Origin of the sequence: Actinoplanes sp. NPDC049681, from assembly GCF_044465265.1 — a bacterium.
GTDB lineage: Bacteria > Actinomycetota > Actinomycetes > Mycobacteriales > Micromonosporaceae > Actinoplanes.
In genome coordinates this window covers 867,250-889,565 of sequence record NZ_JBITLP010000003.1, presented here as the reverse complement: position 1 = coordinate 889,565, position 22,316 = coordinate 867,250, and the positions used below count along the sequence as shown (strand labels likewise).

Annotated in this window: 18 protein-coding genes and 1 tRNA gene; 9 read left to right on the top strand and 10 right to left on the bottom strand. The window is 68.5% G+C overall.

Annotated elements, in window-relative coordinates; genetic code table 11:
• Nucleotides 1–373: 373 nt before the first annotated feature.
• From ACIBO8_RS14130 to ssb, 5 genes are all read right to left on the bottom strand, one after another.
• On the bottom strand, nt 374–1,453 hold the full coding sequence (locus tag ACIBO8_RS14130) for a M48 family metallopeptidase (protein ID WP_396115646.1): 1,080 nt from the start codon (nt 1,451–1,453) through the stop codon (nt 374–376).
• A 20-nt stretch (nt 1,454–1,473) separates the two neighbouring features.
• Nucleotides 1,474–2,091 carry a uridine kinase gene (locus ACIBO8_RS14125; protein ID WP_396115548.1) on the bottom strand — a complete coding sequence of 206 codons (618 nt, stop codon included), beginning with the start codon at nt 2,089–2,091 and terminating at the stop codon, nt 1,474–1,476.
• Nucleotides 2,084–3,619, bottom strand: coding sequence for a cobyric acid synthase (locus ACIBO8_RS14120; RefSeq protein WP_396115547.1), 1,536 nt, complete (start codon nt 3,617–3,619; stop codon nt 2,084–2,086). The genes ACIBO8_RS14125 and ACIBO8_RS14120 overlap by 8 nt, the downstream gene beginning before the upstream one ends.
• Complete coding sequence (locus tag ACIBO8_RS14115) at nt 3,616–4,563, bottom strand: cobalamin biosynthesis protein (protein ID WP_396115546.1); 948 nt, start codon at nt 4,561–4,563, stop codon at nt 3,616–3,618. Before ACIBO8_RS14115 ends, ACIBO8_RS14120 begins: the two co-directional genes overlap by 4 nt.
• An 801-nt stretch (nt 4,564–5,364) precedes the next feature.
• A complete protein-coding gene (ssb, locus tag ACIBO8_RS14110; protein ID WP_396115545.1) occupies nt 5,365–6,144 on the bottom strand; it encodes a single-stranded DNA-binding protein in 780 nt (259 codons plus the stop codon).
• A 171-nt stretch (nt 6,145–6,315) separates the two neighbouring features.
• Between ssb and ACIBO8_RS14105 the strand changes: the two genes are divergently transcribed.
• Both ACIBO8_RS14105 and ACIBO8_RS14100 read left to right on the top strand, forming a co-directional pair.
• Nucleotides 6,316–7,389: an alpha/beta hydrolase gene (locus ACIBO8_RS14105; RefSeq protein WP_396115544.1), complete on the top strand. Its 1,074-nt coding sequence runs from the start codon at nt 6,316–6,318 to the stop codon at nt 7,387–7,389.
• A 48-nt stretch (nt 7,390–7,437) separates the two neighbouring features.
• A tRNA-Arg gene (locus ACIBO8_RS14100) sits at nt 7,438–7,513 on the top strand.
• A 21-nt stretch (nt 7,514–7,534) separates the two neighbouring features.
• Here ACIBO8_RS14100 and ACIBO8_RS14095 read toward each other — a convergent pair.
• A complete protein-coding gene (locus ACIBO8_RS14095; RefSeq protein ID WP_396115543.1) occupies nt 7,535–7,717 on the bottom strand; it encodes a hypothetical protein in 183 nt (60 codons plus the stop codon).
• Between the two features lie 257 nt (nt 7,718–7,974).
• On the opposite strand from ACIBO8_RS14095, the gene ACIBO8_RS14090 reads away from it, so the two are divergent.
• The 3 genes from ACIBO8_RS14090 (at nt 7,975) to ACIBO8_RS14080 (ending at nt 9,602) form a co-directional block, all read left to right on the top strand.
• Nucleotides 7,975–8,223 (top strand): hypothetical protein, encoded by a 249-nt coding sequence (locus ACIBO8_RS14090; protein WP_396115542.1) that lies wholly within the window; start codon nt 7,975–7,977, stop codon nt 8,221–8,223.
• Nucleotides 8,224–8,242: 19 nt separating this feature from the next.
• Nucleotides 8,243–9,007, top strand: coding sequence for a hypothetical protein (locus ACIBO8_RS14085; protein WP_396115541.1), 765 nt, complete (start codon nt 8,243–8,245; stop codon nt 9,005–9,007).
• A 112-nt stretch (nt 9,008–9,119) separates the two neighbouring features.
• Nucleotides 9,120–9,602, top strand: coding sequence for a hypothetical protein (locus ACIBO8_RS14080; protein WP_396115540.1), 483 nt, complete (start codon nt 9,120–9,122; stop codon nt 9,600–9,602).
• A gap of 1,707 nt (nt 9,603–11,309) precedes the next feature.
• On the opposite strand, the gene ACIBO8_RS14075 is transcribed toward ACIBO8_RS14080, so the two are convergent.
• The 3 genes from ACIBO8_RS14075 to ACIBO8_RS14065 form a co-directional block, all read right to left on the bottom strand.
• Nucleotides 11,310–12,059 (bottom strand): DUF4352 domain-containing protein, encoded by a 750-nt coding sequence (locus ACIBO8_RS14075; protein ID WP_396115539.1) that lies wholly within the window; start codon nt 12,057–12,059, stop codon nt 11,310–11,312.
• A 676-nt stretch (nt 12,060–12,735) separates the two neighbouring features.
• A complete protein-coding gene (locus ACIBO8_RS14070) occupies nt 12,736–13,077 on the bottom strand; it encodes a hypothetical protein (protein ID WP_396115538.1) in 342 nt (113 codons plus the stop codon).
• 563 nt (nt 13,078–13,640) lie between these two features.
• Nucleotides 13,641–14,363: an Ltp family lipoprotein gene (locus ACIBO8_RS14065; RefSeq protein ID WP_396115537.1), complete on the bottom strand. Its 723-nt coding sequence runs from the start codon at nt 14,361–14,363 to the stop codon at nt 13,641–13,643.
• Nucleotides 14,364–14,848: 485 nt separating this feature from the next.
• On the opposite strand from ACIBO8_RS14065, the gene ACIBO8_RS14060 reads away from it, so the two are divergent.
• Both ACIBO8_RS14060 and fxsT (ACIBO8_RS14055) read left to right on the top strand, forming a co-directional pair.
• Nucleotides 14,849–15,019 carry a hypothetical protein gene (locus ACIBO8_RS14060; protein ID WP_396115536.1) on the top strand — a complete coding sequence of 57 codons (171 nt, stop codon included), beginning with the start codon at nt 14,849–14,851 and terminating at the stop codon, nt 15,017–15,019.
• Between the two features lie 204 nt (nt 15,020–15,223).
• Nucleotides 15,224–17,743, top strand: a complete 2,520-nt coding sequence (gene fxsT, locus ACIBO8_RS14055; protein ID WP_396115535.1) for an FxSxx-COOH system tetratricopeptide repeat protein — start codon at nt 15,224–15,226, stop codon at nt 17,741–17,743.
• 297 nt (nt 17,744–18,040) lie between these two features.
• Here fxsT (ACIBO8_RS14055) and fxsT (ACIBO8_RS14050) read toward each other — a convergent pair whose 3' ends face one another.
• Nucleotides 18,041–20,548 (bottom strand): FxSxx-COOH system tetratricopeptide repeat protein, encoded by a 2,508-nt coding sequence (fxsT, locus tag ACIBO8_RS14050; protein WP_396115534.1) that lies wholly within the window; start codon nt 20,546–20,548, stop codon nt 18,041–18,043.
• Nucleotides 20,549–21,163: 615 nt separating this feature from the next.
• On the opposite strand from fxsT (ACIBO8_RS14050), the gene ACIBO8_RS14045 reads away from it, so the two are divergent.
• A complete protein-coding gene (locus tag ACIBO8_RS14045) occupies nt 21,164–21,685 on the top strand; it encodes a hypothetical protein (RefSeq protein ID WP_396115533.1) in 522 nt (173 codons plus the stop codon).
• 425 nt (nt 21,686–22,110) lie between these two features.
• Nucleotides 22,111–22,275 (top strand): hypothetical protein, encoded by a 165-nt coding sequence (locus ACIBO8_RS14040; RefSeq protein WP_396115532.1) that lies wholly within the window; start codon nt 22,111–22,113, stop codon nt 22,273–22,275.
• Nucleotides 22,276–22,316: the final 41 nt, after the last annotated feature.

The window sequence follows — 22,316 nt, the reverse complement described above, 5'->3', positions numbered from 1 at the left end:
GGGTGCGGGTCCGCTTCGGTGGCTGTGGACAACGGGCCCGAAGGCTCAGGCGGAGTCGGTGCGGGCCGGCTTCGGTGGCTGTGGACAACCGGCCATCAGGGCCGGGCCGGGTCGGGTACGGGCCCGCTTCGGCGGCCGTGGACAACGGGCCCGAACGCTCAGGCCGACCGAGAAAACGGGCATGGCGCGACCGCGCGGCGCCGGAAGCCGACCCGGCCGGGCACACGGAGCGCCGAGCCGGTGCCGACCACGCGGATGGCCGAGCCGGCGCCGACCGCGCGGAGACCCGAGCCGGTGCCGACCGCGCCTGACCATCCAGGCGAGACGGCCACGGCCGGCGCCCGAAGCGACCCGCGTCGACCCGGCGTGTGGCTCAGGCCGGCGGCGGAGGAGGCGGGGGCGCGTCGTCGCCACGGCGGCGGCCCGCGCCCGAAGCCCAGTCCCGTGCCCCACGCGCGGCTGACCCGGCCAGGTCGGCGGCGCCGTCACCGAGCTTGCGCAGCAGCCCGACCAGCGGGTCCTGCGAGGAGTTGAAGCTCTGCCGGTAGGAGTCGGCCGCGGCCTTGATGTCCTCGGTGACCGAGGCGTTGCCGTCGGAGTCACGGCGCGGGTAGTCGCCGCCGAGAATGCGGCCGTACTCGCCCGCGTCGATCCACTTGCGCAGCTCGGAAGCGCGGGCCACCGGCACCGGGTGGGTGCTCCACGCCGTCATGCCCAGTTTGTGGATGCTGTCGCGCAGGTCGCCGCCGCTCTCGTACTCGGCGGCCTGCTCGAGGAAGGCGGCGGTGTCGATCTGCGAGAGGTCGCCGCCGCCGGCCAGCTTCATGAGCAGCCGCGTGGAGGCGGCCGGGTCCTGACCCGCGAGGAGGCCCGCGCGGTCGGCGGAGAGTTCCGCCTTGCGCCACCACTCGAACATGGCGGCGAGGATCGCCCGGAGCGCGATCGCGCCGACCGGCAGCCAGCTGAGGTTGGCGGCCCAGCGGGTGAGGATCATCATGATCGTCTTGTAGACGGCGTGGCCGCTGCGGACGTGGCCGATCTCGTGGCCGAGCAGCGCCCGCAGCTCGTCGTCGTCGAGCTTCTCCACGGCGGCCGTGGTGATGACGATGAACGGCTTGTCCATGCCGATCGCCTGGCCGTTGATGACGGGCGCCTGGCTCACGTACAGCTCGGGCAGCTCGGCCACGTCGAGGGCCGTGGCGGCCTCGGTGAAGCGCTGGTACACGCGCGGGTACTGCCGGTGATCGACGCGGATGGCGCTGGCCAGGAACTGGAGGCGGAAGCCGCGCTCGTTCCACATGCCGAAGAACGCCTTGACCACATCGTCGAAGCCGCGGAGCTCGCGCAGGGCGGTGAGCGCGCCGCGGTCGGCGGGGTGCTCCCACGCCCGGGAACTGATGCCGGTCAGGGTGACCCGTCGCCGCGTCGGCCGGTTGTCGTCGTCGGTCGTCATCTCGTCCCCGTCCCCGCTGCTCACACAGCAGATCGTGGCCAATGAGGCGGCTGCCGCAACGCCTCGTAGCGGTCGCCGGATCCTTCGGCCGCGCCGTCGACCAGCAGGTCGGCATGCGCGGCGGTGGCCTCCGCGGCGAAGTGCTCATCCTCGGCGGCGCGCCAGCGCTCAAGGTACGCCCGAAACGCAACATCGTTGCCCCCGTCGCGTGCAAGAGCCCTCCGCCACCGCAGATCGGGCGGCGCCGTCACGAAAACCGAGAAGGACAGCTCCGGTCCAATCGCCCGGCGCGCCGACGTCACCCCTTCCAAAAGTACGGCCGCAGCAGGCTCGACCGACACAGGAGGCCCGCCGAACGCCCGCCGATGCCACAGGTAGCGCCGATACGTGGCGGTACGACCGTGCCGCAGCGGCTCCAGCACCTGCTCCTCGAGGCGCGCCCAGAAGGTGAACTGGTCGTCCCACCCGTCGAGCAGGTCGTCGGTGTGCACGACCGGTACGTCGGCGGCCTTGGCCAGCTTGCCGGCGAACCAGCTCTTCCCCGCGCCGCTCGGCCCGTCGACGGCGACGAGGCGTACGGGCCCCAGCCGGGGCTCCGTGGCCAGGATCCGTGCCGCGAGGTCGCTGAACTCAGGCAACCGGCGCTCCCGGCGGGATGAAGGGCAGACCCGCGGGTGGCCCCGACTCGATCAGCCGCCACAGCGCGTCGGTATCCAGGTGCTCCTCGACGAGGTCGCCCAGGGTGTCCAGCGCCTTCTCGCGCACGTCGGCGAAGCGGGTGTCCGGCGCGACCACGAAACCGTGCCGCCCCGCCTGACGGGCCGCCCCGGTCAGGAACCGGCGCCGAAACTCGTCGGATTCGAAGGCGCCGTGCCAGTGCGTGCCGCACACCGTGCCGACCACGGCACCCTCCGGCGTGCCGTCCGCGTACCGCAGGAGTGGCTCCGGTGCGCCGCTGGAGACGTACCCGTGATGGATCTCGTAGCCGCCGACCTCGACCTGATCCCACGCCGCGCCGCGCGACCGGGCCAGGGTCTTGCGCGCGCCGAACGTGATCTCGACGGGCAGCAGTCCCAGCCCGGGCACGGTGCCCCGGCGGCTCTCCACCTCGTCGTGGATGGCCTCGGAGAGCATCTGGAAGCCGCCGCAGATGCCGACCAACGGCTTTCCGGCGGCCGCGTGCGCGAGTACGGCGTCGGCCAGCCCGGTCTCGCGCAGCCAAGCCAGGTCGCTGACCGTCGCCTTCGAGCCGGGCAGCACGACGAGGTCGGCGTCGGCGATGTCAGCCGGTTCGATGGTGAGCATCACGCGCACGCCCGGCTCGGTCGCCAGCGCCTCGGCATCGGTCGCGTTCGAGATGCGCGGCAGCCGCACCACGGCGACCCGCAACCACTCGGTGCCGCGTGGCGGTCCGGGCCGTCCGAGCGTCCGCCCGTACGCGAGGGAATCCTCCGCGTCGAGCCACACGTCGAGGTTGAAGGGCAGCACGCCGTGCACCGGCCGCCCCGTGGCAGCGGTGATCATGTCGAGCCCGGGTTGCAGGAGCCCGAGATCGCCGCGGAACTTGTTGATGACGAACCCGCTGATCAGCGCCTGATCCTCGGGGCTGAGCAGCGCCAGGGTCCCGAAGAGCGCGGCGAAGACACCACCGCGGTCGATGTCGCCGACGACCACCGCGGGCAGACCGGCATGCCGGGCCAGCCCCATGTTGACGAAGTCACCGTCCCGCAGGTTGATCTCGGCCGGGCTGCCGGCACCCTCGCAGATGACGGCGTCGTATTCGGCGCGCAAGGCGGCGAGGGTGGCGTGCGCGGTCTCAGCCAGCTTGGGCCGCAGCGCCCGGTAATTGCCGGCGGTCACCGTGTCGATGGCCTCGCCGAGCAGCACGACCTGGCTCGAGAGGTCGCTACCGGGCTTCAGGAGCACGGGGTTGAACCGGATGTCCGGCGCGACCCCGCACGCGGCGGCCTGCATGGCCTGCGCGCGCCCGATCTCACCGCCACGCCCGTCCGCGCCGACCACGACGACCGAGTTGTTGGACATGTTCTGCGCCTTGAACGGCGCCACCCGCACGCCCCGGCGATGCAGCCATCGGCAGATGCCCGCGGTGAGCACACTCTTGCCGGCGTCGGAGGTGGTCCCGGCGACCAGCAGCCCGCCGCTCATCGACGGCTCCCGGTCAGCCCGCGCGCGAGGGCCGCCCCCGCAGCGACCGTGACCGCCGCCAGGCCAACAGCCCCGGACAGGCGTGCGGCGCGGCGCAGGTGGGCGGCCGACGGTCGCGGTCCGTCACCCAGGAAGGGCCGGGTTTCCGTACGCCCGAAGTAAACGTTCCGTCCCCCCAGCCGTACCCCGAGCGCCCCGGCCATCGCGGACTCGCACTGCCCCGCATTGGGACTCGGATGGTCCAGCCTGTCCCGCCGCCACACCCGCAACGCCTCCCCGGAACGTCCCTGGACGAGCGGCGCAGCGGCCACCGTCAACAGACCGGTCATGCGCGCGGGAAGGAGGTTGAGCGCGTCGTCGAGCCGAGCGGACGCCGTTCCGAACCGCGCGTATCGCGAGGACCGGTGCCCCACCATCGCGTCCAGCGTGTTGACGGCCCGGTATCCCAGCAGACCCGGCAGCCCGGCGACGCCGCCCCAGAACAGCGGGGCGACCACGGCGTCGGAGGTGTTCTCGGCGACGGACTCGACGGTGGCCCGGGCCAGCTCCGGCGCGTCGAGCGTGGAAGGGTCACGGCCGCAGAGGTGGTTGAGCCGTCCCCGCGCGGCGGCGAGATCCTCGCGCTCGAGGTGGCCGGCCATGATGTCCGCCTCCCGCCGCAGGGTCCGGCCGCCCAACACCGTCCATGTCGCGGCGGCCACGAGGGCTGCCCGGGCAGCCGGCCGACGACGCGTGGCGCGGGCCAGGAGTGCACCGGCGACCACCGGTATGCCGGCCGCCGCGGCCGCAAACGCCGTGCCGGCCGCCCGGTTCGGCGCGTAGAGGCGTTGCTCGAGCACACCGGCAGCCCGGCCGAAACCGGCGACCGGGTGGAAGCGGCGCGGATCACCGAGAACGGCATCCAGCGCGTATCCGGCAACAATCCCGGCGGCGTCGGCAATCATCGCGGCTCGCCTTCCTCGCTCCATCCGAACCACCCTAGTGAGCGGCCCGGCGCCCGCGTGCCGGCCACCGGCCCGCCGACGGGACCGGTGGCCGGCGGTCTTCTCGCCCACCCGGCCGTTCCTTGTGCCGTACGCCGGGCAGGCCGGCCCCTCCCGCCCGGGAGTCAGGACGGGAGGGCGCGCGGATGCCGGCCACCAGAACATCCGCGCGCCGCCGCGGGCGACGACGGAAGAGGGGGAACTCCCGCCGCCGCCTCAGCGGACCGGCCGCCGCCGTTGCCCGACAGCGGCGGCCGGCGCTGCCCCGCCTCCGGTGGGACGGGCGGGGCAGCCGGGACGGACGGGTGCCGGCCGTCCGCCCCTTCCGGTGGATGCCGCGTACTTATCCGCGGCCTACCACCGGCGGCTTCATGGGGCCCGGTCGCCGCCGTACGCCGGCGACCGGGCTTCGCCGCTCGCTCGCGACCCCTGGCGACGAGCGGCTATGCCGCCCGGGACCGGGTGCCGACCACCGGACACCCCGCCCGGGCGGACCGGAAGCCCACGCCGGCCACACGCAGGCCGCCGGTTGTCTTCGCCGCCTCACCCCGCCAAGACCGCCCCCGACCGAGCGAGCGCCGTTCAGGCCCCCGACCGAGCGGGCGCCGTTCAGGCCCCCGAGCGAGAGGGAGGTCGGCCGGGCCCCGGCCGAGCGTGCCGGTATTCGGCCCCCACCCGGACGTGCCGGCTGTCAGGGGCCGACCGGCGCGACCGGTGTTCACGCCCGGACCAGGCGTGCGGCGGTCAGGCGGCGTGCGGCGGTCAGGCCGCGACGGGCTGCCGACGCGAGGCGCGGGCCCGCACGCGACGCGGGCTCGGTGCGTCGGCCGGCTCCGCCCGACCCGCCGACTCGACCGGCTCGGTGCGGCTCGGGGCCTCGGCGGGCTCCGTCAGGCGCTCCGGCTCAGCCTGCTCAGCCTCGATGTCCGTGCCGGCTTCACCTGCCTCTGCGTCCGCCTCCATGTCCGGAGGCGTCGCCGTCGTGTCGAACGGTTCGAAACCGCCACCGCGGAGCGCTGCGACGGGCACCGGAGCGCCGGCAGGCACCTCCTCGAACGCCGGCTCGTCGCCGTCGGGTACGCCGTCGCCGTACACCGCGGGGGCGTCGCTCTCCGGGATCGGGGCCGCCGGCTCACCGCGTACCGATTCCGGGTTCTCCACCGCCGCGATCGCGGCCGACTTGGTCCGGAAGAACCGGGCCCGGCCCCGGGACAGGTCGTGACCGACGGAGACGGCCTCCATCTCGTACGTCGTCCGCAGGTTGCCCTCCGAGTCGGTCCAGTCGCGGGTATAGAGGCGTCCCGCCACCACGACCGGGTCGCCGACCGTGACGGAGGAGGCCACGCCCTCGGCGAGACGGCGCCAGCAGTTCACCCGTACGCGAAGATGGTTGCCGTCCACCCACCGGCCCGTGTCCCTGTCGATCCGGCGTGCCGTCGACGCCAGCCGGAAGTTCGCGACGAGCGTGTTGGAGCCGGCGGTCCGCCGCCACTCGGGCGCGGTGAGCACGTTGCCGATCACGACAATGTTGGTGTCGAACATCGCTTCTCCTCAATCGGTTCGGAGTTCGTGGGAGCAGCGTGCCGTGGATGCCGGCCGCGCCGCCGAAAGAGCGGTCGGGGGCTGTGGATGACCTCGCGATGGGGAAAACCGTCGAAGATCGGCCGTGCGTGCTATGGCGCACCCCGCCCTACTTGCGGGTAACCTGGCGGCGTGGAGATCGACGTCCTGGGCCCGCCGTACGAGCGGCACACCATCGACCTGGGCACCGACGACGAGGGCCCGGTCGTCGCGACCCTGGTCCGGCGCCGCGCGGACAAGCCCACCCGGCGTGCGGTGCTGTACGTGCACGGCTTCGTCGACTACTTCTTCCAGACCCACCTCGCGGACTTCTTCGCCGAGCGGGGCTGGGACTTCTACGCGCTCGACCTGCGCAAGTACGGCCGCAGCCTCCTGCCCCACCAGACCCCGAACTTCGCGCGCAGCCTCACGGAATACTTCCCGGAGCTGGACGAGGCGGCGCGCATCATCCGCGAGCAGGACGGCCACGACCAGATGCTGGTGGCCGGCCACTCCACGGGAGGGCTGATCACGTCCCTGTGGTCGCACGCGCGCAGCGACCGCGGCATCGTCGACGGCTTGTTCCTCAACAGCCCGTTCTTCGACTTCAACGTGCCGTGGGTGCTGCGCCGCCCATTGATGAACCTCGTCGGGCGTACGAGCTCCCGCAACCCCTACCGCGTCCTGCCCGTGGGCACTCTCGGCGTGTACGGGCAGAGTCTGCACTCCGACCACCGTGGCGAGTGGACGTACGAGCTGAATTGGAAGCCACTGCTCGGTTTCCCCGTGCGTACCGGATGGCTTGAAGCGATTCGCCGCGGCCAGGCCCGCCTGCGCGCCGGGCTGAGGATCGACGCACCGGTCCTTGTCGCCTGTTCGACCCGGACCTATCGCGGCCGCGCGTGGTCGGAGGACGCCCGGGTGACCGACACGGTGCTGGATGTCGACCACATCGTCCGCTGGGCGCCGAAGCTCGGCTCCCGGGTGACGATCGCCCGGTTCGACGGCGGCATGCACGACCTGACGCTGTCGGGCAAGGAGGTACGCGCCGAGGTCTTCCGCGAACTGGGCCGCTGGGTGGACGGGTTCCTGCCGCCGAAGGGCACCCCGGAGGAGGAAATCCCGCCGGCCCCCGAGGACAGCGCCGAGGGAGTCGCCCGCGCGGAGGCCGAGGCGGAGCTGGCCGCGGGAACATCGGACGACAAAGCGGACACCACGACGGCCTGACATCCGGCTCGCCACGACGGCGCCGGGACTCTAGTATGTGCTGGCCAGGCGCTCGTAGCTCAGCGGATAGAGCAACGGACTTCTAATCCGTCGGTCGCAGGTTCGAATCCTGCCGGGCGCGCCAGGTCAGTGCCTTGTTCACCGATCATGTGCTCGTCTTTCCGGACTTCCGTGCCCGCTGCGTGCCCGATGCCCGTTCGGTGCCCAGCTTGTCGAGGTGCTTCGCGACCTGGGCGTCCCGCCCGTCGATGGGCCGGGCATAGTGCCGGGTCGTCACGCTCGCGTTGGCGTGCCCCAGCCGACGGGCGGCTGTGACGATGACAGGCATGCCGCGGAGCGAATCATCGCCGGTCCGGCCGGTCTGGTCCGGCTCGTGTTGACCGGGTTCAGGGTGACACAAGTCCGAATCGACACACACGTAGCGATGCGGGAGTCGCCCGGCGAGCTCGCCGCCGACGCCCTGGCCGCGTTCCAAGCCATTGCCTGACGCCACAGAACGGAACAGGAGCGCTGTATGAGTGACCTCGGAGTCGTCACCGAGACTTTGCACCGAGAAGCCAAAAGTGGTTCGCGCTGTCCGGTGAGATGGACACCGTCGCCAGCTGTGTCGGAAATCTGACCCTGGATGACAGTGCGTTCTGGTGCGGCGACGGCATCTCCATCGCAGCCGCTCCCATCTACGCCGGTTACCAGAAATTCGTGCAAGACCGTTGCCGGGAAGGGTCAGCCGAGTGCGAGCAGATCGGCGAGGCCCTCAACAGAGCTGCCGACGAGTACGACGGCACCGACGAGGTTTCCGCCGAGACCTTGACGAAGATCTACGGCAACCTCTGAGGCAAGGAGACCCCCACGCATGGCCCCGGATCCCGCGATCACCCCAGAGGGACTGACCCAAGAGTTCCGCACCGCAATCGACAAGGCTCGCAGCGGCATCGAACTCATCATCGATGGCTTCAACAAGATCGTCGACGAAGTCAGCAGCAAGAGATGGCTGCTGGGTGCCGCCGTCCTGCTGTGGGTCAAGGAAAAGCTCGACGGCGCCCGGGAAGGCCTGCAAAAGATCATTGACAAGGCCCGGTACCTGGTCGAGCACTCGACCCCTGTCGTCTCGCTCATCCTGACCAGCTTCGACTGGCTCGCCCAGGTTCAGAGGCCGGCATCCGCCGCCGCCGGCAGGATCCCCGTCAAGGGCGACAAGCTCATCTACTGGAAGGGTGCGGCCGCCGACGCCTACAGCGCCAAGATTCCGTTCCAGCAGGCCGCCGCCAGCGACATGGCGACCAAGGCGGACTTCATCAGCACTTGGCTGTTCACCATCGCGAAGGCCAACGTGGAGTACGCCGTCAAGATGGGCGAGTACATCGCCCTCATCGCCGGGGCCGTCACTCAAGCAGCTGTCGACGCGGAATCGGTGTTCGGGATCATCGAGGCCATCAACGCCGTCGCTAGCGCCGCCGGCGCCGTTGTAGACAAGGCCATCAACCAGCTGTTCAGCATCGCCACCCGGGTCGTGGACCTGCTGAAGAACGCGCGTGACGCCAGCGCCTCGATCAACAACCTGGAGAAGCTGGCCGGCCCACCGGTCGGCACTTGGCCGCAGGCGGTGAACGTTGGTTGACCCCACGAGGACCGGGCACCGACCGTTCCGATATCTCGTCGGCGGCTGGCTCGTCGCGCTCGGCTCGATCGTCGCTTTCGCATGGTTGACGACCAGCGCATACGTTCATCAGATGCTCCAGCCGTTGCCCGGCGAGGCTGATCTTGCCGAGCGCGAATGTAAGGCTCTGACGTCGTGTGCTCCCGACGCAGCGAATCTTGTGGGACACCAACTGTCGCTGCTGCGGCTCACCAGAACGATGGCCTATGCGTCGTCCTGGTCGGTCGCAATCCTATCGACCATCGTCGTCGCTGGCGCGACCGTGCTCGTCATCCGCGAGCGTCGTGACACCCTTGCCCGGTTTCTGGCCGTCGCTTGGAAGTTGCAGGCGGGCTGGGGAGTTGGCTTTCTCGTGGCCCTGGGAGTAGTGCTCGGCCTCAGCGCCAATACGTTGTCTGGCACGCCACCAGCTGCCCGCATGTTCACCTTTAGCAAAGCCTTCGACTCGCCCTTCACCGATGCTGGCCACCTCTATTACCTGGCATGGCTCATCGCCGTTAGCGCGGTCGCAGCAGCCACCACACAGGCACTTCAGCATTCGGTCACGCCGCGCTGACCACCGCGTGTAGCGAGCGACTTGGACGAACTGTCGACCGCTTAACCCCCAGCACAACGCAAAGCGGCTTCGTAAGGCGTCCGGCGAGGTCAGCCGATACCACTTCCTCGTTTGACTGCCACAGAACGAAGGCCCGCTGGCCGCCTCGAGTCTTTTCGGACGAACGCGGCATGACTTGAGGCGCCTACTGAATCAGCGGAGGCCGCCACAGCTCTGCCGCTCAAGAACCCTGGTCTCCCCGCGACCGGCTCCATCCGACACCGGAGAGGTGCGCGGCCCAACGAACACGCCACACCGAACTCTAAGATGCCCTAGACCACGCAAAGGCGGCGATCAGAACCGGCCCGGCGCGGACGCGCTGACCTCGTTCAGCTCGGCGGTCGGTGTCGAGGGTGCGGGCGGGTGTCCGCGTGGCGGTTCGGCTCGACGGACATGGCGACGGTAGGTGATCCCGCCGTCGGCCATGACCACCTGAGCGCAGCAGCCCCCTGTGAACTCACGAGTCCGCCGAGCCGCTGTGTACCCAGTGGGAACTCGAGTGAAGCGCGAACGTACGAGCGGAGTCCTGTCTAACGTGATCTCCAAAGGTCTACGAGCGCTGGAGGACTGATGAGGCTCCATCGACTCTCAATCCCGGCCGCCGCAGTGACTCTTGCCACGATAGTGAGCGGCCTCGGGTGCGATTCGCACTCTGAGGCCACCGACCCGTCTTCTCTCCCCTCGACGCCGTCTTCGGCGCCGCTGATTTCGGGCTCGGTTGGCTCGAGATCGAAACAATCGACGTCTGCGTCAACCGATCTCACTCCTAGCTCTCCCTCGACGTCGTCGCTCCTGGACGTGGACTGCTCGCAGATTTCGGCGGCGGCAGTTCAGAACTCGGCTCACGATCAAAATAAGGTCAAGCTCTTGAAGGTGCGAACACCAAGGGTTGTGCGCGACAACCGTCGTGGATTCCACCTTCCGAAGGGCTCGAAGATTAAAACCGCCCTGGAATGTAGGGGTATAGGCACTTGGTCGAACGGCAACAACCACACCGGAGTCCGCGTAGAGTTGCGCATCGATTCCGATGGCGAGGCTTTCATATTCTTTACTAGCGACCCGGGCGTGAGCCAAGTTGAATAGGACGCGACGCTGACGATGTCGTTGCGTCAGACCGGACCGTCGGCCGGAACCTTTTCCGTGTCAAGTTCGCGCGAGGCGGCCGGATAAGGCTTCATACGAGGTCAGGTGTGGTCACCGAGTTCGGTTTGTGTGGGTGAAGCTCGGTCGGTTGCTGTACTGCGGTGCTGTACCGACCTCCACACTGCCAGCGCGGCGCACCGTTGATCGGACCGGCCTTCCAATGGCGGACACCGGCTAGAACCGCTTTGGGGGCTTCTTCGTTCGACCAGTCGTGCCGACCAACCATCTTTAGGTCCGCCTCCCAGTCGGGCCGGCGCTCCTCGGCCCACGGCTCACCCAGGTGCCAGCTTGGCCGCCTTCCCAAGTTAACGAGGGAGTAGCGGCGCGCGGCCTGCAGGTCGGTCGCACATCAAGTGCCACTGCAACCGACCTGCGATCCGTCTGAGCTGACGGCGTGAGGTGGAGACTGCCGCCACCTCAGCGCTGGCTAGGAAGCCACCCAAGGGCCCCCACCGACATTGCACACGCACGAGCATGAACCGCATTACTAACGTGTCGCGTTCCAGTCGGAAGGAGGGGACAACTTCAGGACAAGGACACCTTCACGCCACCCGAAAATACCGAGTCATGAAGCTCGAGAGCGGTTAGCGTCGTCGACTTCGGCACGTCGAAAATGAGCTTGCCCTTCACTTGATTCCCGGGATTGATCTCCTGGAGGAAGGTCGGGCTTCCCTCATTGGCGTAAATTTCAGCGCCCGTGTCGTTCGAGAACTCGGTGCCCTCGGCGTCGTAGGCCTTCTGTGACGAGCCGTCGAAGGTCTGGGCCTCTTTGCCGATGTTCTTCACCGTGACCGAGATGATACAGAACTTACCCTGAGCCTTTTCGTTCAGGAATTCAGAGCCGACCTTGGTCTTGGAGCAGTCGAGCTTCGTCACGGTGAATTCGAACTTGCCGTCGCGGACGGGGTCGCCCAGGCCTGGCCCGGAGTCGCGGGTGGCCACAGGTTCCGTCGTCACCTTCCCCGCCGGCGCTTTCGGGGCGGTCTTCGCGCCGGGTTTGGTGGTGGCCTGCCTCTTGGCTGACGCTGTGGTCGCTGACGCGTCGGGCTTGTCGTCGTCTCCACCGGCGATAGCGGCGATCACACCGCCGCCGCAACACAAGACCAACACTCCACCGACGATGCCAAAGATCAGCTTCTTCTTGCTCTTTTTCGCTGGCGGCGGGCCATAGGGTGCCTGTCCTGGCCCGGTCGGGAATCCCGGCGGGGGAGGACCGTACCCGGGCGGGACGGGGGGATGTTGAGGCTGATTCGGATCCGGTGGTTGGTATGACATTGGGCGGGCTCCGTGCTGGACCGAGACAGGACTGGTGATGCGGCCGGGCCCCAGTCCAAGAAACCCGGCCGCTCGATCACTTTCAAGGTCGGAACCGGGATACCAAACTAGGCACGCCGACACATAGTGCTGATAACCGACGGATCTGTACATAAGTCGACGGTCGCTGTCCGGTTAGGTGACCACGTCTATCCGACGTGCTCCTTTACTCAGCTGCACCGGGCCCCTCGGTGCCCCTTCACCGGACAGGCCGAGCCGTTGAGCAGGGGCTTGGTGGGCCGGGCGTGACTCGAACCCGCGACCGAGGGAGTCTAGGCGGAGCGCTTGGATCAAGCCGGGCATGAGGTCAGACGACGTGCGGTCGTCTCGTTCGGCTCGGTGCAGTCTCATCGCTTGCTGTACTTGGCTGCTGTACAGCAGGTGAGCCGTGTGCTGGCGTCTCATGCACCGTTTGAGACGCGCCGAGTTGAGGACCAGGACGCGTCTAGCTCAACAACGAATGTTTCGCGGCGGCTGGCCGGCCCCGCTACTTCTCGGTTACCGCCTACGGCGAGGGGGCGGCCTTCGCATGCCACCGCCGTGGGAGTTCACCGCGGCCGACCTTTCTGTCGCCTGAGGGATAGAGCCGCAGGCGGTTGAGCAGGTATTTCTCGCGCCCAAGTGCACACTTGGGCTATCACTTGTTGTACGGCGAGTCGTAGCCCTTAAGACTCGCCTTCCCGCGGCAACCCGCCAATACATCAGGGACCGCGTCGCGCGCCTCCTCAAGGTCGACATCGAGATTCTCGCCGGTCGCCATCACCGACTGAAGGGTCGTGAGTGGATTGACCAGCTTTCCGGCATGCTCGGCAGTGGTCCTATCCAGATACGGAAGCGTTTCACTGATCTTAAATGAGAGTTGATCGAGTTCCATCGAGTTGACGCTCTGTAGAGACGGGTCGTCAGAGACTCGAGCGATGAGGTAAATCCAGTCAGTGGCGCCTTCCACCACCTGCTGGCATGCTTGCTTGCGGTTCATCGACGGCGATGGTGACAGTGTGGGCGACGGCGACGCGGTGGCCGGTGTGGTGGACGGGGACGATGCCGCTGTCGGCGCCGGGAGGCTGGGCGCTGCGGCCGGCTGGGGGCCTCCCCCGCATCCAGCTAGCAGCGGCATGCCGGCAAGCGCCATGGCGACGCGGCGGGGCTGAGTCATGACTTCTCCTAATCTGGGAAACGCCCGCCGCGGGCCTGGTGCACCAGGACTCGCTAGCGGCATTGCGCATGAAATGCGTGGAGCGCCCGAATCCGCAGGCGCCGGGTTAGATCAAACCCTCAACGGCGCGTCATCGTTCGAGCGAAGGATCGGCATGTCGGCCCCGTAGCCAAGACGGCTGCGAAGAAGACGAGGCGGTTCCTTCAGCCCGAACTGATACAACGCAGCCAGAAGGCCGAGGATGTGGCCCTCGCTGCCGACGGGCGGGCCGCCAGAGGGCGCCGTCGCTGGTGCTGCATCCGATCGAACGCTACCGAAGCTCCAGCCCGATCAGTGCGGCTCATCGTTGGCGCCTGAGAAGGCACTCGTCCGATGAGCTCCTTCTCTTACATCACCTGGTCGACACCATAGACGGCCTGTTCATGCGTAAAACCTTCATATTCAAGCTGCTTGATCAGGCCCGTGCGAGAGAAAGCCGAGCTGTCCAGATAGTCCTCCGCCTTCTTGGCTGCCTGCTCTTTGTAATTGGTGCGCAAGGAGTCCACACCGTAGACGGCCTGAGCGCGCGTGAAACCTTCATACTCCAGCTGCTTGATCAGGCCCGTGCGAGAGAAAGCCGAGCTGTCCAGATAGTCCTCCGCCTTCTTGGCTGCTTGCCTCTTGCAGTCGGCGCCCAGGGATTCCACCGCTTTGGTCGCAACCTTCGTTGAGTACCCCTCATACTTCAGCTGCTTGATGAGTCCGGAGCGGGAGAACGACTGGCTGTCGAGATACCGCTCGGCGGTCTCGATGGCGTTCTGCTGCTCTACGGACAGCCCCGGCTCGGTCGGCGCCTCGGCGGTCTTCTCAACGCTCGGTGGCTCAGTGGTGGTCAGCCTCGGACTCGGCGTCGCGGTGGTCTGCTCCGGAGCGGAGGAGTATGTGGGCGCTACCGCTGGCGACACCGAGGTCCCGGCAGCCGGCGTCGCCGTGTTCCCAACATCCCTCGCGATGCTCTGCGGCGCACGGTCGTTGGCGACCGCAGCGATAACTGTTGCGCTGACACAGAGAAGGAACCCCGCACCCAGGCTCCCGAGGACGATCGGCAGCTTCTTCCGCTTGTTGGGCACATGTGGCTGGTGTGGGTTCGGCGGTGGAGTAAAGGACATTGCGCACTCCTCGACTGTGTACTGACGCGGGCTTATAGGAGGAGCCTCTTTAGTCGGCGTCTGATCGGCAGAACAGAACGTCCTGTCCACTGTCGGGCGCAGAAGTTCACCGACGCGAGGGGCCGCGCCATGGAGTCGTATGAAGAGCGGACGGGTCTGACCACTCGGCGCCACCCAAACCGGTGACTTACTAGTTTTCCTGTCTTGAGCGAGTAAGAGGCCACTGAAGACCGGAACTGCCCACCACGAGACCCGGTCATCCACCGACATGAGAGATTCGCTACCGATTCGGCGCTGCATCGCCCCGGGAGGCTGCGGCCCTACTGGTCCGCAGGTGGGCCGGGGTGGATCAGATCGAGCGAGAAGGGATCAACTCCGCTGAGAACCCAAACCCCTGTTGCCTTCGAGCGCTTGATCCAATCGAACATGCGTTCTAACGTCAGGGCATGGCTCAACCTGTCGAGCACTGGTTCAACCGCCGGTACGGAATGAACCGGCGCGACGTCTACCTGCTCCGCACCGAAACGGGGTGGCAAGTTCTCGGCCGCAAAGGTGGCGCCGACGGCACCGAGGGCTCGGCAAACCCTTCCGCAGCCGAGCCCAGCAACGAGACCTAGACCAACCGTCAAGCCACAGCTGGGACGGAAACGTCAAACATCAGGTGGGACTAGACAGCGATCCGCTGAATGTGTGGTCCCATGACCCGGGCGACAGATCGGTATCAGGACGCGGGGATGACAGATCGGGTTAGAGACGGTAGCTGTGCAGATCCGCCGTTCGGTGGTCGTCGTACGGATGGTGGCTGGTGCATTGTGGATGCTGTGAGCGATGCGTCCCGGATCTTCATCTCGCACGCGGGCCGGGACCGGGCGTGGGCCGAGTGGGCACGCTGGCACCTGGAGACGGCCGGTTACCGCACCGAGTTGGACACGATCGACTGGGCGCCGGGGACCAACTTCATGCAGGCCATGCACGAGGCGTTGCACCGCAAGAATCCGATGCTGGTGCTGCTGTCGGCGGCCTACCTGGATCCGGGCCGGTACACCACCGATGAATGGACCAGCCGGCTGGCGCAGCGCCGCAAGGATCCGGACGCGAAGCTGATCCCGCTGCGGGTCGACGGCGTTGATCTGCACGGCGGGTTGTGGTCACCGATCATCGTGCCGGACGTGTTCGACCTGTCCCAGGACGAGGCTGTCACCGTGCTGGTCGACGCCGTACGGCGGGTGCTCGACCCCTCGCCCGCCGGAACGCTGTCGGCAGTCGCGCCAACCTATCCCGGCCAGCGCGCCGCGACTCCTGCGGCTGATGGACGTGGGGGGCCGCGGCCGCCCGGGTCGCTGCCCGCGGCGTGGAACCTGACCCGCCGCAATCCGGGGTTCACCGGCCGCGACGGCATGCTGAACCGGTTGCACGACACCCTGCGGGGCGGCAGCCGGGTCGCGGTGCAGGCGTTGCACGGCCTTGGCGGCGTCGGCAAGACCCAGCTCGCCCTCGAATACGCCCACCGGTTCGCCGGGGAGTACGACCTGGTGTGGTGGATCCCGGCCGAGCAGCCCGAGGTGATCGGCGACCACCTCGCCACCCTGGCCCAGAAGCTACCTCTGGTCCCGGCCGGCACGGCCACGCCGGAGGCGGTCGAGGCGCTGCACGATCATCTGCGCCGGGTGGAGCGGTGGTTGCTGGTCTTCGACAACGCCGAAGACCGCGACCAGCTCGCGCCGTGGCTGCCGGACGGGCCAGGCCATCTGCTGATCACCAGCCGCAACCCCAACTGGACCGGTGTCGCCACCGGGGTGAACGTGGACGTGTTCACCCGCGACGAATCCGTCGCCCTGCTCCAGACCCATCTGCCTCATCTGGGTCAGGCCGATGCGGATCAGCTCGCCGAGGCGTTGGGGGACCTGCCGCTGGCCGTCGGGCAAGCCGCGGACCTGCTCGGCGAAACCCGCCTCAACGTCAGCACCTACCTGGGCGAGCTTCGTGAACACGCCGCCGAGTTGATGCAGACCGGACGACCCCCGGCCGGCTACCCGGCCCCGCTGGCCGCCACCATCACCTTGACCGCCGATCGGTTACGCACCGCCGATCCCGGGGCCGGGCAGCTGCTTTACCTGTGTGCGCGGCTCGGAGCCGAACCCATCCCGGCCGACGTGTTCACCGCCCGGCCCGACCTGCTCCCCGACCCCCTGGCCGCCATGGCGGGTCGGCCGGTCCCGTTCGCCGGCGCCGTGGCCCAGCTCGCCCGGTACGGGCTGGCCCGGCTCACCGACACCGGCCCGGTACTGCACCGGCTGGTCCAAGCCGTGCTGCGCGACACCGACCCCACCCCCGACGCCCACCGCAGCACCGTCGAACAGCTACTGGTTGCCGCCTCCCCCGAGGACGGCACCAACCCGCAATGGTGGCCGCGATGGACCATGCTGCTGCCTCACCTCCTGGCCGCCGACCCGGCCGCCACCAGTAACCTTGACCTGCGTTGGACCGCCATTAACGCGATGTGGCAGCTGGCCGCCCGCGGCGACGCCCGCACCGCCCTGCCCCTGGCTGAGCACCTGCACCAGGCATGGACCCAACGGCACGGCCCGGACGACTCCAGCACCCTGGCGGCGGCGGCCACTCTCGCCGAAATCCGCCGACAGCTCGGCCACTACCAGCAGGCCCGCGAGCTGGACGAGGACACCCTCGCCCGGTACAGACGCGTCCTCGGCGACGACCACCCCGACACCCTCGCCGCGGCCAACAACCTCGCCGACGACCTGCGCCAGGTGGGGGAGCACGAGCGAGCCCGCCAGCTGGACGAGGACACCCTCGCCCGCAGGCGGCGGGTCCTCGGCGACGACCACCCCCTCACCCTCGGCTCGGCCAACAACCTCGCCGTCGACCTGCGCCAGGTGGGGGAGCACGAGCGAGCCCGCCAGCTGAATGAGGACACCCTCGCCCGCAGGCGGCGGGTCCTCGGCGACGACCACCCCGACACCCTCGGCTCGGCCAACAACCTCGCCGCCGACCTGCGCCAGGTCGGGGAGCACGAGCAAGCCCGCCAGCTGGACGAGGACACCCTCGCCCGGTACAGACGCGTCCTCGGCGACGACCACCCCGAGACCCTACGCACGGCCAACAACCTCGCCGCCGACCTGCGCCACGTCGGGGAGCACGAACGGGCACGTCAGCTAGACGAGGACACCCTCGCCCGCAGGGGGCGGGTCCTCGGCGACGACCACCCCCTCACCCTCGGCTCGGCCCACAACCTCGCCGTCGACCTGGACGCCCTCGGCCAACACGCCGAGGCCAGCAAACTCCGACAGCAGTTCAACCCATCTGACCCAACAGAACCATGAGGGCCGACTATGTCCGAGCGGAGTGTCACCGCATGTCCTGATGCCGACCTGTCATGTCGGCCCCGGGACACGGCAAATTATCCTGTCTTTCCTGTCTTTCCTGTCTTTCCTGTCTTTCCTGTCTTTCCTGTCTTTCCTGTCTTTTCCGGGTGAGAACTTTCTCCACATCTTCAAGGCGCGGCTTCGGGGCACGGCGCTCCCGCCTTCGGCTCCGCGCCGGCCCCGGCCGCGCACACGGAAAGCTTCGCCGGACACGGCGAAGCCCCAGCACCGCCGGACACCGCGGAACTGGGGCTTCTATTCGGATGCCGCACTGCTGCCGAGGTCTTCCTTCTCGCGTAGCCGTCGTTCCACGGCGCGAGTGTCCGGGTGGTCCTCGCCCAGCGCCCGGCGGCGGCGGGCGTAGGTGTCCTCGTCCAACTCCCGCGCCCGAGCGACCTCACCCAGCACGTGCAGGCCATAGGCGAGGTTGCTGGCCGAAATGAGGGTGTTCGGATGGTCCTCGCCCAGCACCCGGCGGCGGCGGGCGTAGGTGTCCTCGTCCAACTCCCGCGCCCGATCGACCTCACCCAGCACGTGCAGGCTATAGGCGAGGTTGCTGGCCGAGGTGAGGGTGTCCGGGTGGTCCTCGCCCAGCGCCCGGCGGCGGCGGGCGTAGGTGTCGTCGTCCAACTCCCGCGCCCGAGCGACCTCACCCAGCGCGTGCAAGTCGAGGGCGAGGTTGTTGGCCGAGGTGAGGGTGTTCGGATGGTCCTCGCCCAGCACCCGGCGGCGGCGGGCGTAGGTGTCCTCGTCCAACTCCCGCGCCCGAGCGACCTCACCCAGCACGTGCAGGTCGCGGGCGAGGTTGTTGGCCGAGGTGAGGGTGTCCGGATGGTCCTCGCCCAGCACCCGGCGGCGGCGGGCGTAGGTGTCCTCGTCCAACTCCCGCGCCCGACCGATCTCACCCAGCTCGCGCAGGTCGAGGGCGTGGTTGTTGGCCGAGACGAGAGTGCCGTCGTCGTCGGGGCCGAGCAGCTTATGCCGCAGGTCGTAGGCCCGTTGCGACAGCGGCAGCGCCTCGCGGGGCTCACCGCGGGCCTGCTGGTAGGACGCGGCCTGATCACAGAGTGTGGCCAGCTCGGCGGCGGCGGCGGTCAGCTGCCGGTCGGGGTCGATTGCGGTCAGCACGTGCGGCAGCAGCCGGCGCCAGGCCGGCCACACCGGCGGGTTGTCCCACGGGTCGCCCGGCAGTGCCGCCTTCAGCAACCGCACCACCACCACAGCCCAACCCGCACCACCGGGGGTCGCCTCGATGGCGTCGTCCTCGGTGCGGGCCCGCAGCAGCGCGGCCGGGATCCGATGCAGTAGCACACTGTCCGTCCCGACCCGGGCCAGGCCCCGCCGCCGCACCACCGTGCGCAGCCCGGCCATCCCCAGCGGATCGGCGACCACCCCCGCCAGCGGCTCGGGCAGCAGACCCGGGTGCCCGGTCAGCAGGCTGATCGGCACCGGTTCCGGCGCCAGCCAGGCCAGCAGCATCAACGCCTGCGCCGCCGCCGCATCGTCCGCGGCGAGCCGGTCGAACGCGACGGTCCATGCCGCCGCCACCGACAGCGGATACCTACCCTCGCCGCGCCGACTGAGCAGCCGCCGGGACTGGACGGCCAGCAGCTCGAGGTAGTCGTCGACGGTCAGATCGGTGTCCGCCAGCAAGCCAGCGGCCTGGTCGACCGCCAACGGCAGATCTCCCACCGCCGCCGCCACCCGATCGGCGTCCACCCCGGACATCGCCGGCACGCGGGTCTGTAGCAGGGCCACCGACTCGGCCCGGGTGAACTCCTCCACCTCCACCCCGGCGGCCAGATCATGCCAATCCGGGTTGCGGGAAGTCACGATCACGTGCCCGCCCGCACCGCTCGGCAAGAACCGGGCCAACGCTGACGGGTCCTCGGCGTTGTCGAAGACCACCAGCCACCGGTCCCGTCCCCGCAGCGCCCCCAACAGCCGAGTCACCGCCGCCTCCGCCGCCACCGTGGCATCGGCCAGGCCCAGCGCCTGCGCCAGCGTGGCCAACTGGTCCGCAATCAGCGCCGGGTCTTCCGCCGCAGCCCACCACGCCACGTCATAGCCCTCGCCGAACCGGTGCGCGTACTCGATCGCCGTCGTGGTCTTGCCCACCCCACCCATGCCGTGCACGGCCGCCACCCGCCCCCGGGCGGCCAGCCCCGACCGCAGGCTGCCCAGCAGCGTGTCCCGGCCGGTGAACGTCGCAGTGGGGGCCGGGATGTTCCACACCCGGCCCACCGGCACGTCAGCCGATCGTGGCCGGGCAAGCTCGGTCAGCGCGTGCAACACCGCCGCCGCCAACCCGTCCGGCGAGGACACCGACACCGTCGTCAACCCCGAATCGCGCAGGCGCCGCCGAAACGCCTCCTGCCGATCGCCGAACCGCACGTCACGGAACAGGTCGGCCGGGCCCTCCGCCTCCTCGGACAGCAAGAACACCAGCCGCGGCATCCCCGCCTCCGACGCCGCCGCGAATTCCAACTCCGTGTACGACAGCTCCGGCTCATCCCGCACCGGTGACCCGTACCGGAACCCCGCCACCAGCACATATACGTCGGCGTCCGTCACCGCTTGCCGACATACCGCCGCCGGCTTGTCATCTCGCGCGGCGAAATACTTCATGTCCGTCATCGCGTCGCCGGCCTTGGTCACCGCCTCCTCGGCCGCCGCGATGAACGATCGCGGCACAGGCAACCGCCGCAACTCCGAGGTGTGACTCAGAAACACCCGACGCGGCGTCCTGTAAGGCTCCGGCATAACGCACAGTATCCCATCCATCACAGCAGCCCTGCAGCCGTCGATCACCCGCACGGCGACACCCGCGTCGACCCAGCCGAACGCGACAACCGTGCCTCCGGCGGGTAGGGCCTCCGGCCCTACGACCCGGAGAAGGCCTCCGGCGGCCGGGGCTCCGCCCCTGGACCCGGGCGACTCCGGGATGTCCGGTCCGGTACCGCGACCCATCGCACACCGGAGGCAGCCAGACCGCGCCCGGGTGGCGAAGGTCGTTCGTCCGGTAGGGCGCTCCACCTTCACCACCCGGGCGCGGCCCGGCAGGGCGGAGCCTGCGCGACGGGATGCCAGTACCGGTAAACGGTCGCCCGCTTCGTGCTTTTGAAGATCGTTCCTGGGCCGTCTCTGGGCCGTCAGGACCGTGGCTGGGCCGTCAAACGCCGACCAGTACTGACCGACATCAACCAGTACTGACGTTCGAAACACCAGCTCAAGGACCATGAAAAGCGCCGTAAGCAGGCGGGCGACGGACGAGTCGGCCTGTACGCCGGATAACTGCCGCAATAACGCCCGTTCGCCGACGACATACGATGCCAGTACGCGCCCTCGGAAGTGGCACATAAGCGCTTGGAGGCCCAGATGCTGATCGCTGCTGCCGCCGCGAACACTTCCCCATGGTGGGGCGTCCCTGTGATAGCCGGCGCTTTCGCGATCCTCGGCGTACTCGCTACCCAGATGACGACGTGGCTGCTGGATCGCAGGAGAAGCCGCCGGGAGGACCTCAGCCGCTGGCACGGCGACCGCCGAAGGTCCTACGCGGCCTACGTAGCGGCGATGGACGAGGTCTACATGAGGACATCCGCGTACTTAACAACCCTCGCCCAGAACAACGAAAGCGCACCGGCAAGACGATCAGCAGCACTAGATGCGGTTCGACCAGCGAACATCTGCCGTCAAGATCTCTTCCTCCTTGCTTCGAAGGCCGTTCGCGATGCGGCTGACCACCTCTGGTGGCTCCCAGGTGAAGCGCTCGGGCCTCCAGACACGCGGTCGGAAAGCCAGCGGGACGCAGCAGCGTTCCGCAGCGGCTACCAAGAACGTTTGGAAGCACTGCTCGACGCGATGCGGCGAGAGCTCGGCGCCGACGACGGGGAGCGATAGACCATCGCCGCACATCTGGGAGAAAGCGGGGAGACGATCTTGTAAAGCACCGCCTCCAACACTCCCCTAGACCGATGAAAACCACGCCCCTGACCAGGGCACACAGCAGTACGTCGAAGTAGACGTTCGACCTTGACCTAGTTGACACGGAAGAGAGCGTCGGTTCGGCCGAGATCGTGCCCGATACGTGCCCGATACGGCGGTCAATGACGGACAACAACAGCCCCCAACGGCGAGGACCGCGAGAGTTCATTCGCAGGTCAGCGCAGGTTCCGACCCTCAGGCCAACTCGAAGCGCTACAACTTCTAATCCGTCGGTCGCAGGTTCGAATCCTGCCGGGCGCGCCCAGGTCAATCCCATGATCACGGATCTTGAACTACTTCGCGTGGTGCGATTCATGGCACGAACGAGCTAGGTTCGGCCCATGGCAGCCGCATCCCGATCCACCGGGCGCCAACGTGGACGCATCGAAACCCTGCCGAGTGGGTCACTCAGGGTCAAGGTCTACGCCGGCATTGATCCCATCACCGGCAAGCGGAACGACCTCACCGAGACCATCGCGCCCGGCCCGACAGCCAAACGAGAGTGACATTCACCTTGTAGCGCCGATTAACATCGATTCAGCAGGTC

Bases quoted from the DNA above. Each gene is read 5' to 3' on its own strand.
- ACIBO8_RS14080 (WP_396115540.1), top strand. From the start codon at position 9,120: ATGCTCCAGCCGTTGCCCGGCGAGGCTGATCTTGCCGAGCGCGAATGT.
- fxsT (WP_396115534.1), bottom strand. From the start codon at position 20,548: ATGCCGGAGCCTTACAGGACGCCGCGTCGGGTGTTTCTGAGTCACACC.
- ACIBO8_RS14085 (WP_396115541.1), top strand. From the start codon at position 8,243: ATGGCCCCGGATCCCGCGATCACCCCAGAGGGACTGACCCAAGAGTTC.
- ACIBO8_RS14120 (WP_396115547.1), bottom strand. From the start codon at position 3,619: ATGAGCGGCGGGCTGCTGGTCGCCGGGACCACCTCCGACGCCGGCAAG.
- ACIBO8_RS14090 (WP_396115542.1), top strand. From the start codon at position 7,975: ATGGACACCGTCGCCAGCTGTGTCGGAAATCTGACCCTGGATGACAGT.
- ACIBO8_RS14060 (WP_396115536.1), top strand. From the start codon at position 14,849: ATGGCTCAACCTGTCGAGCACTGGTTCAACCGCCGGTACGGAATGAAC.
- ssb (WP_396115545.1), bottom strand. From the start codon at position 6,144: ATGTTCGACACCAACATTGTCGTGATCGGCAACGTGCTCACCGCGCCC.
- ACIBO8_RS14070 (WP_396115538.1), bottom strand. From the start codon at position 13,077: ATGAACCGCAAGCAAGCATGCCAGCAGGTGGTGGAAGGCGCCACTGAC.
- ACIBO8_RS14095 (WP_396115543.1), bottom strand. From the start codon at position 7,717: ATGCCTGTCATCGTCACAGCCGCCCGTCGGCTGGGGCACGCCAACGCG.
- ACIBO8_RS14045 (WP_396115533.1), top strand. From the start codon at position 21,164: ATGCTGATCGCTGCTGCCGCCGCGAACACTTCCCCATGGTGGGGCGTC.
- ACIBO8_RS14075 (WP_396115539.1), bottom strand. From the start codon at position 12,059: ATGTCATACCAACCACCGGATCCGAATCAGCCTCAACATCCCCCCGTC.
- ACIBO8_RS14130 (WP_396115646.1), bottom strand. From the start codon at position 1,453: ATGACGACCGACGACGACAACCGGCCGACGCGGCGACGGGTCACCCTG.
- ACIBO8_RS14040 (WP_396115532.1), top strand. From the start codon at position 22,111: ATGGCAGCCGCATCCCGATCCACCGGGCGCCAACGTGGACGCATCGAA.
- ACIBO8_RS14115 (WP_396115546.1), bottom strand. From the start codon at position 4,563: ATGATTGCCGACGCCGCCGGGATTGTTGCCGGATACGCGCTGGATGCC.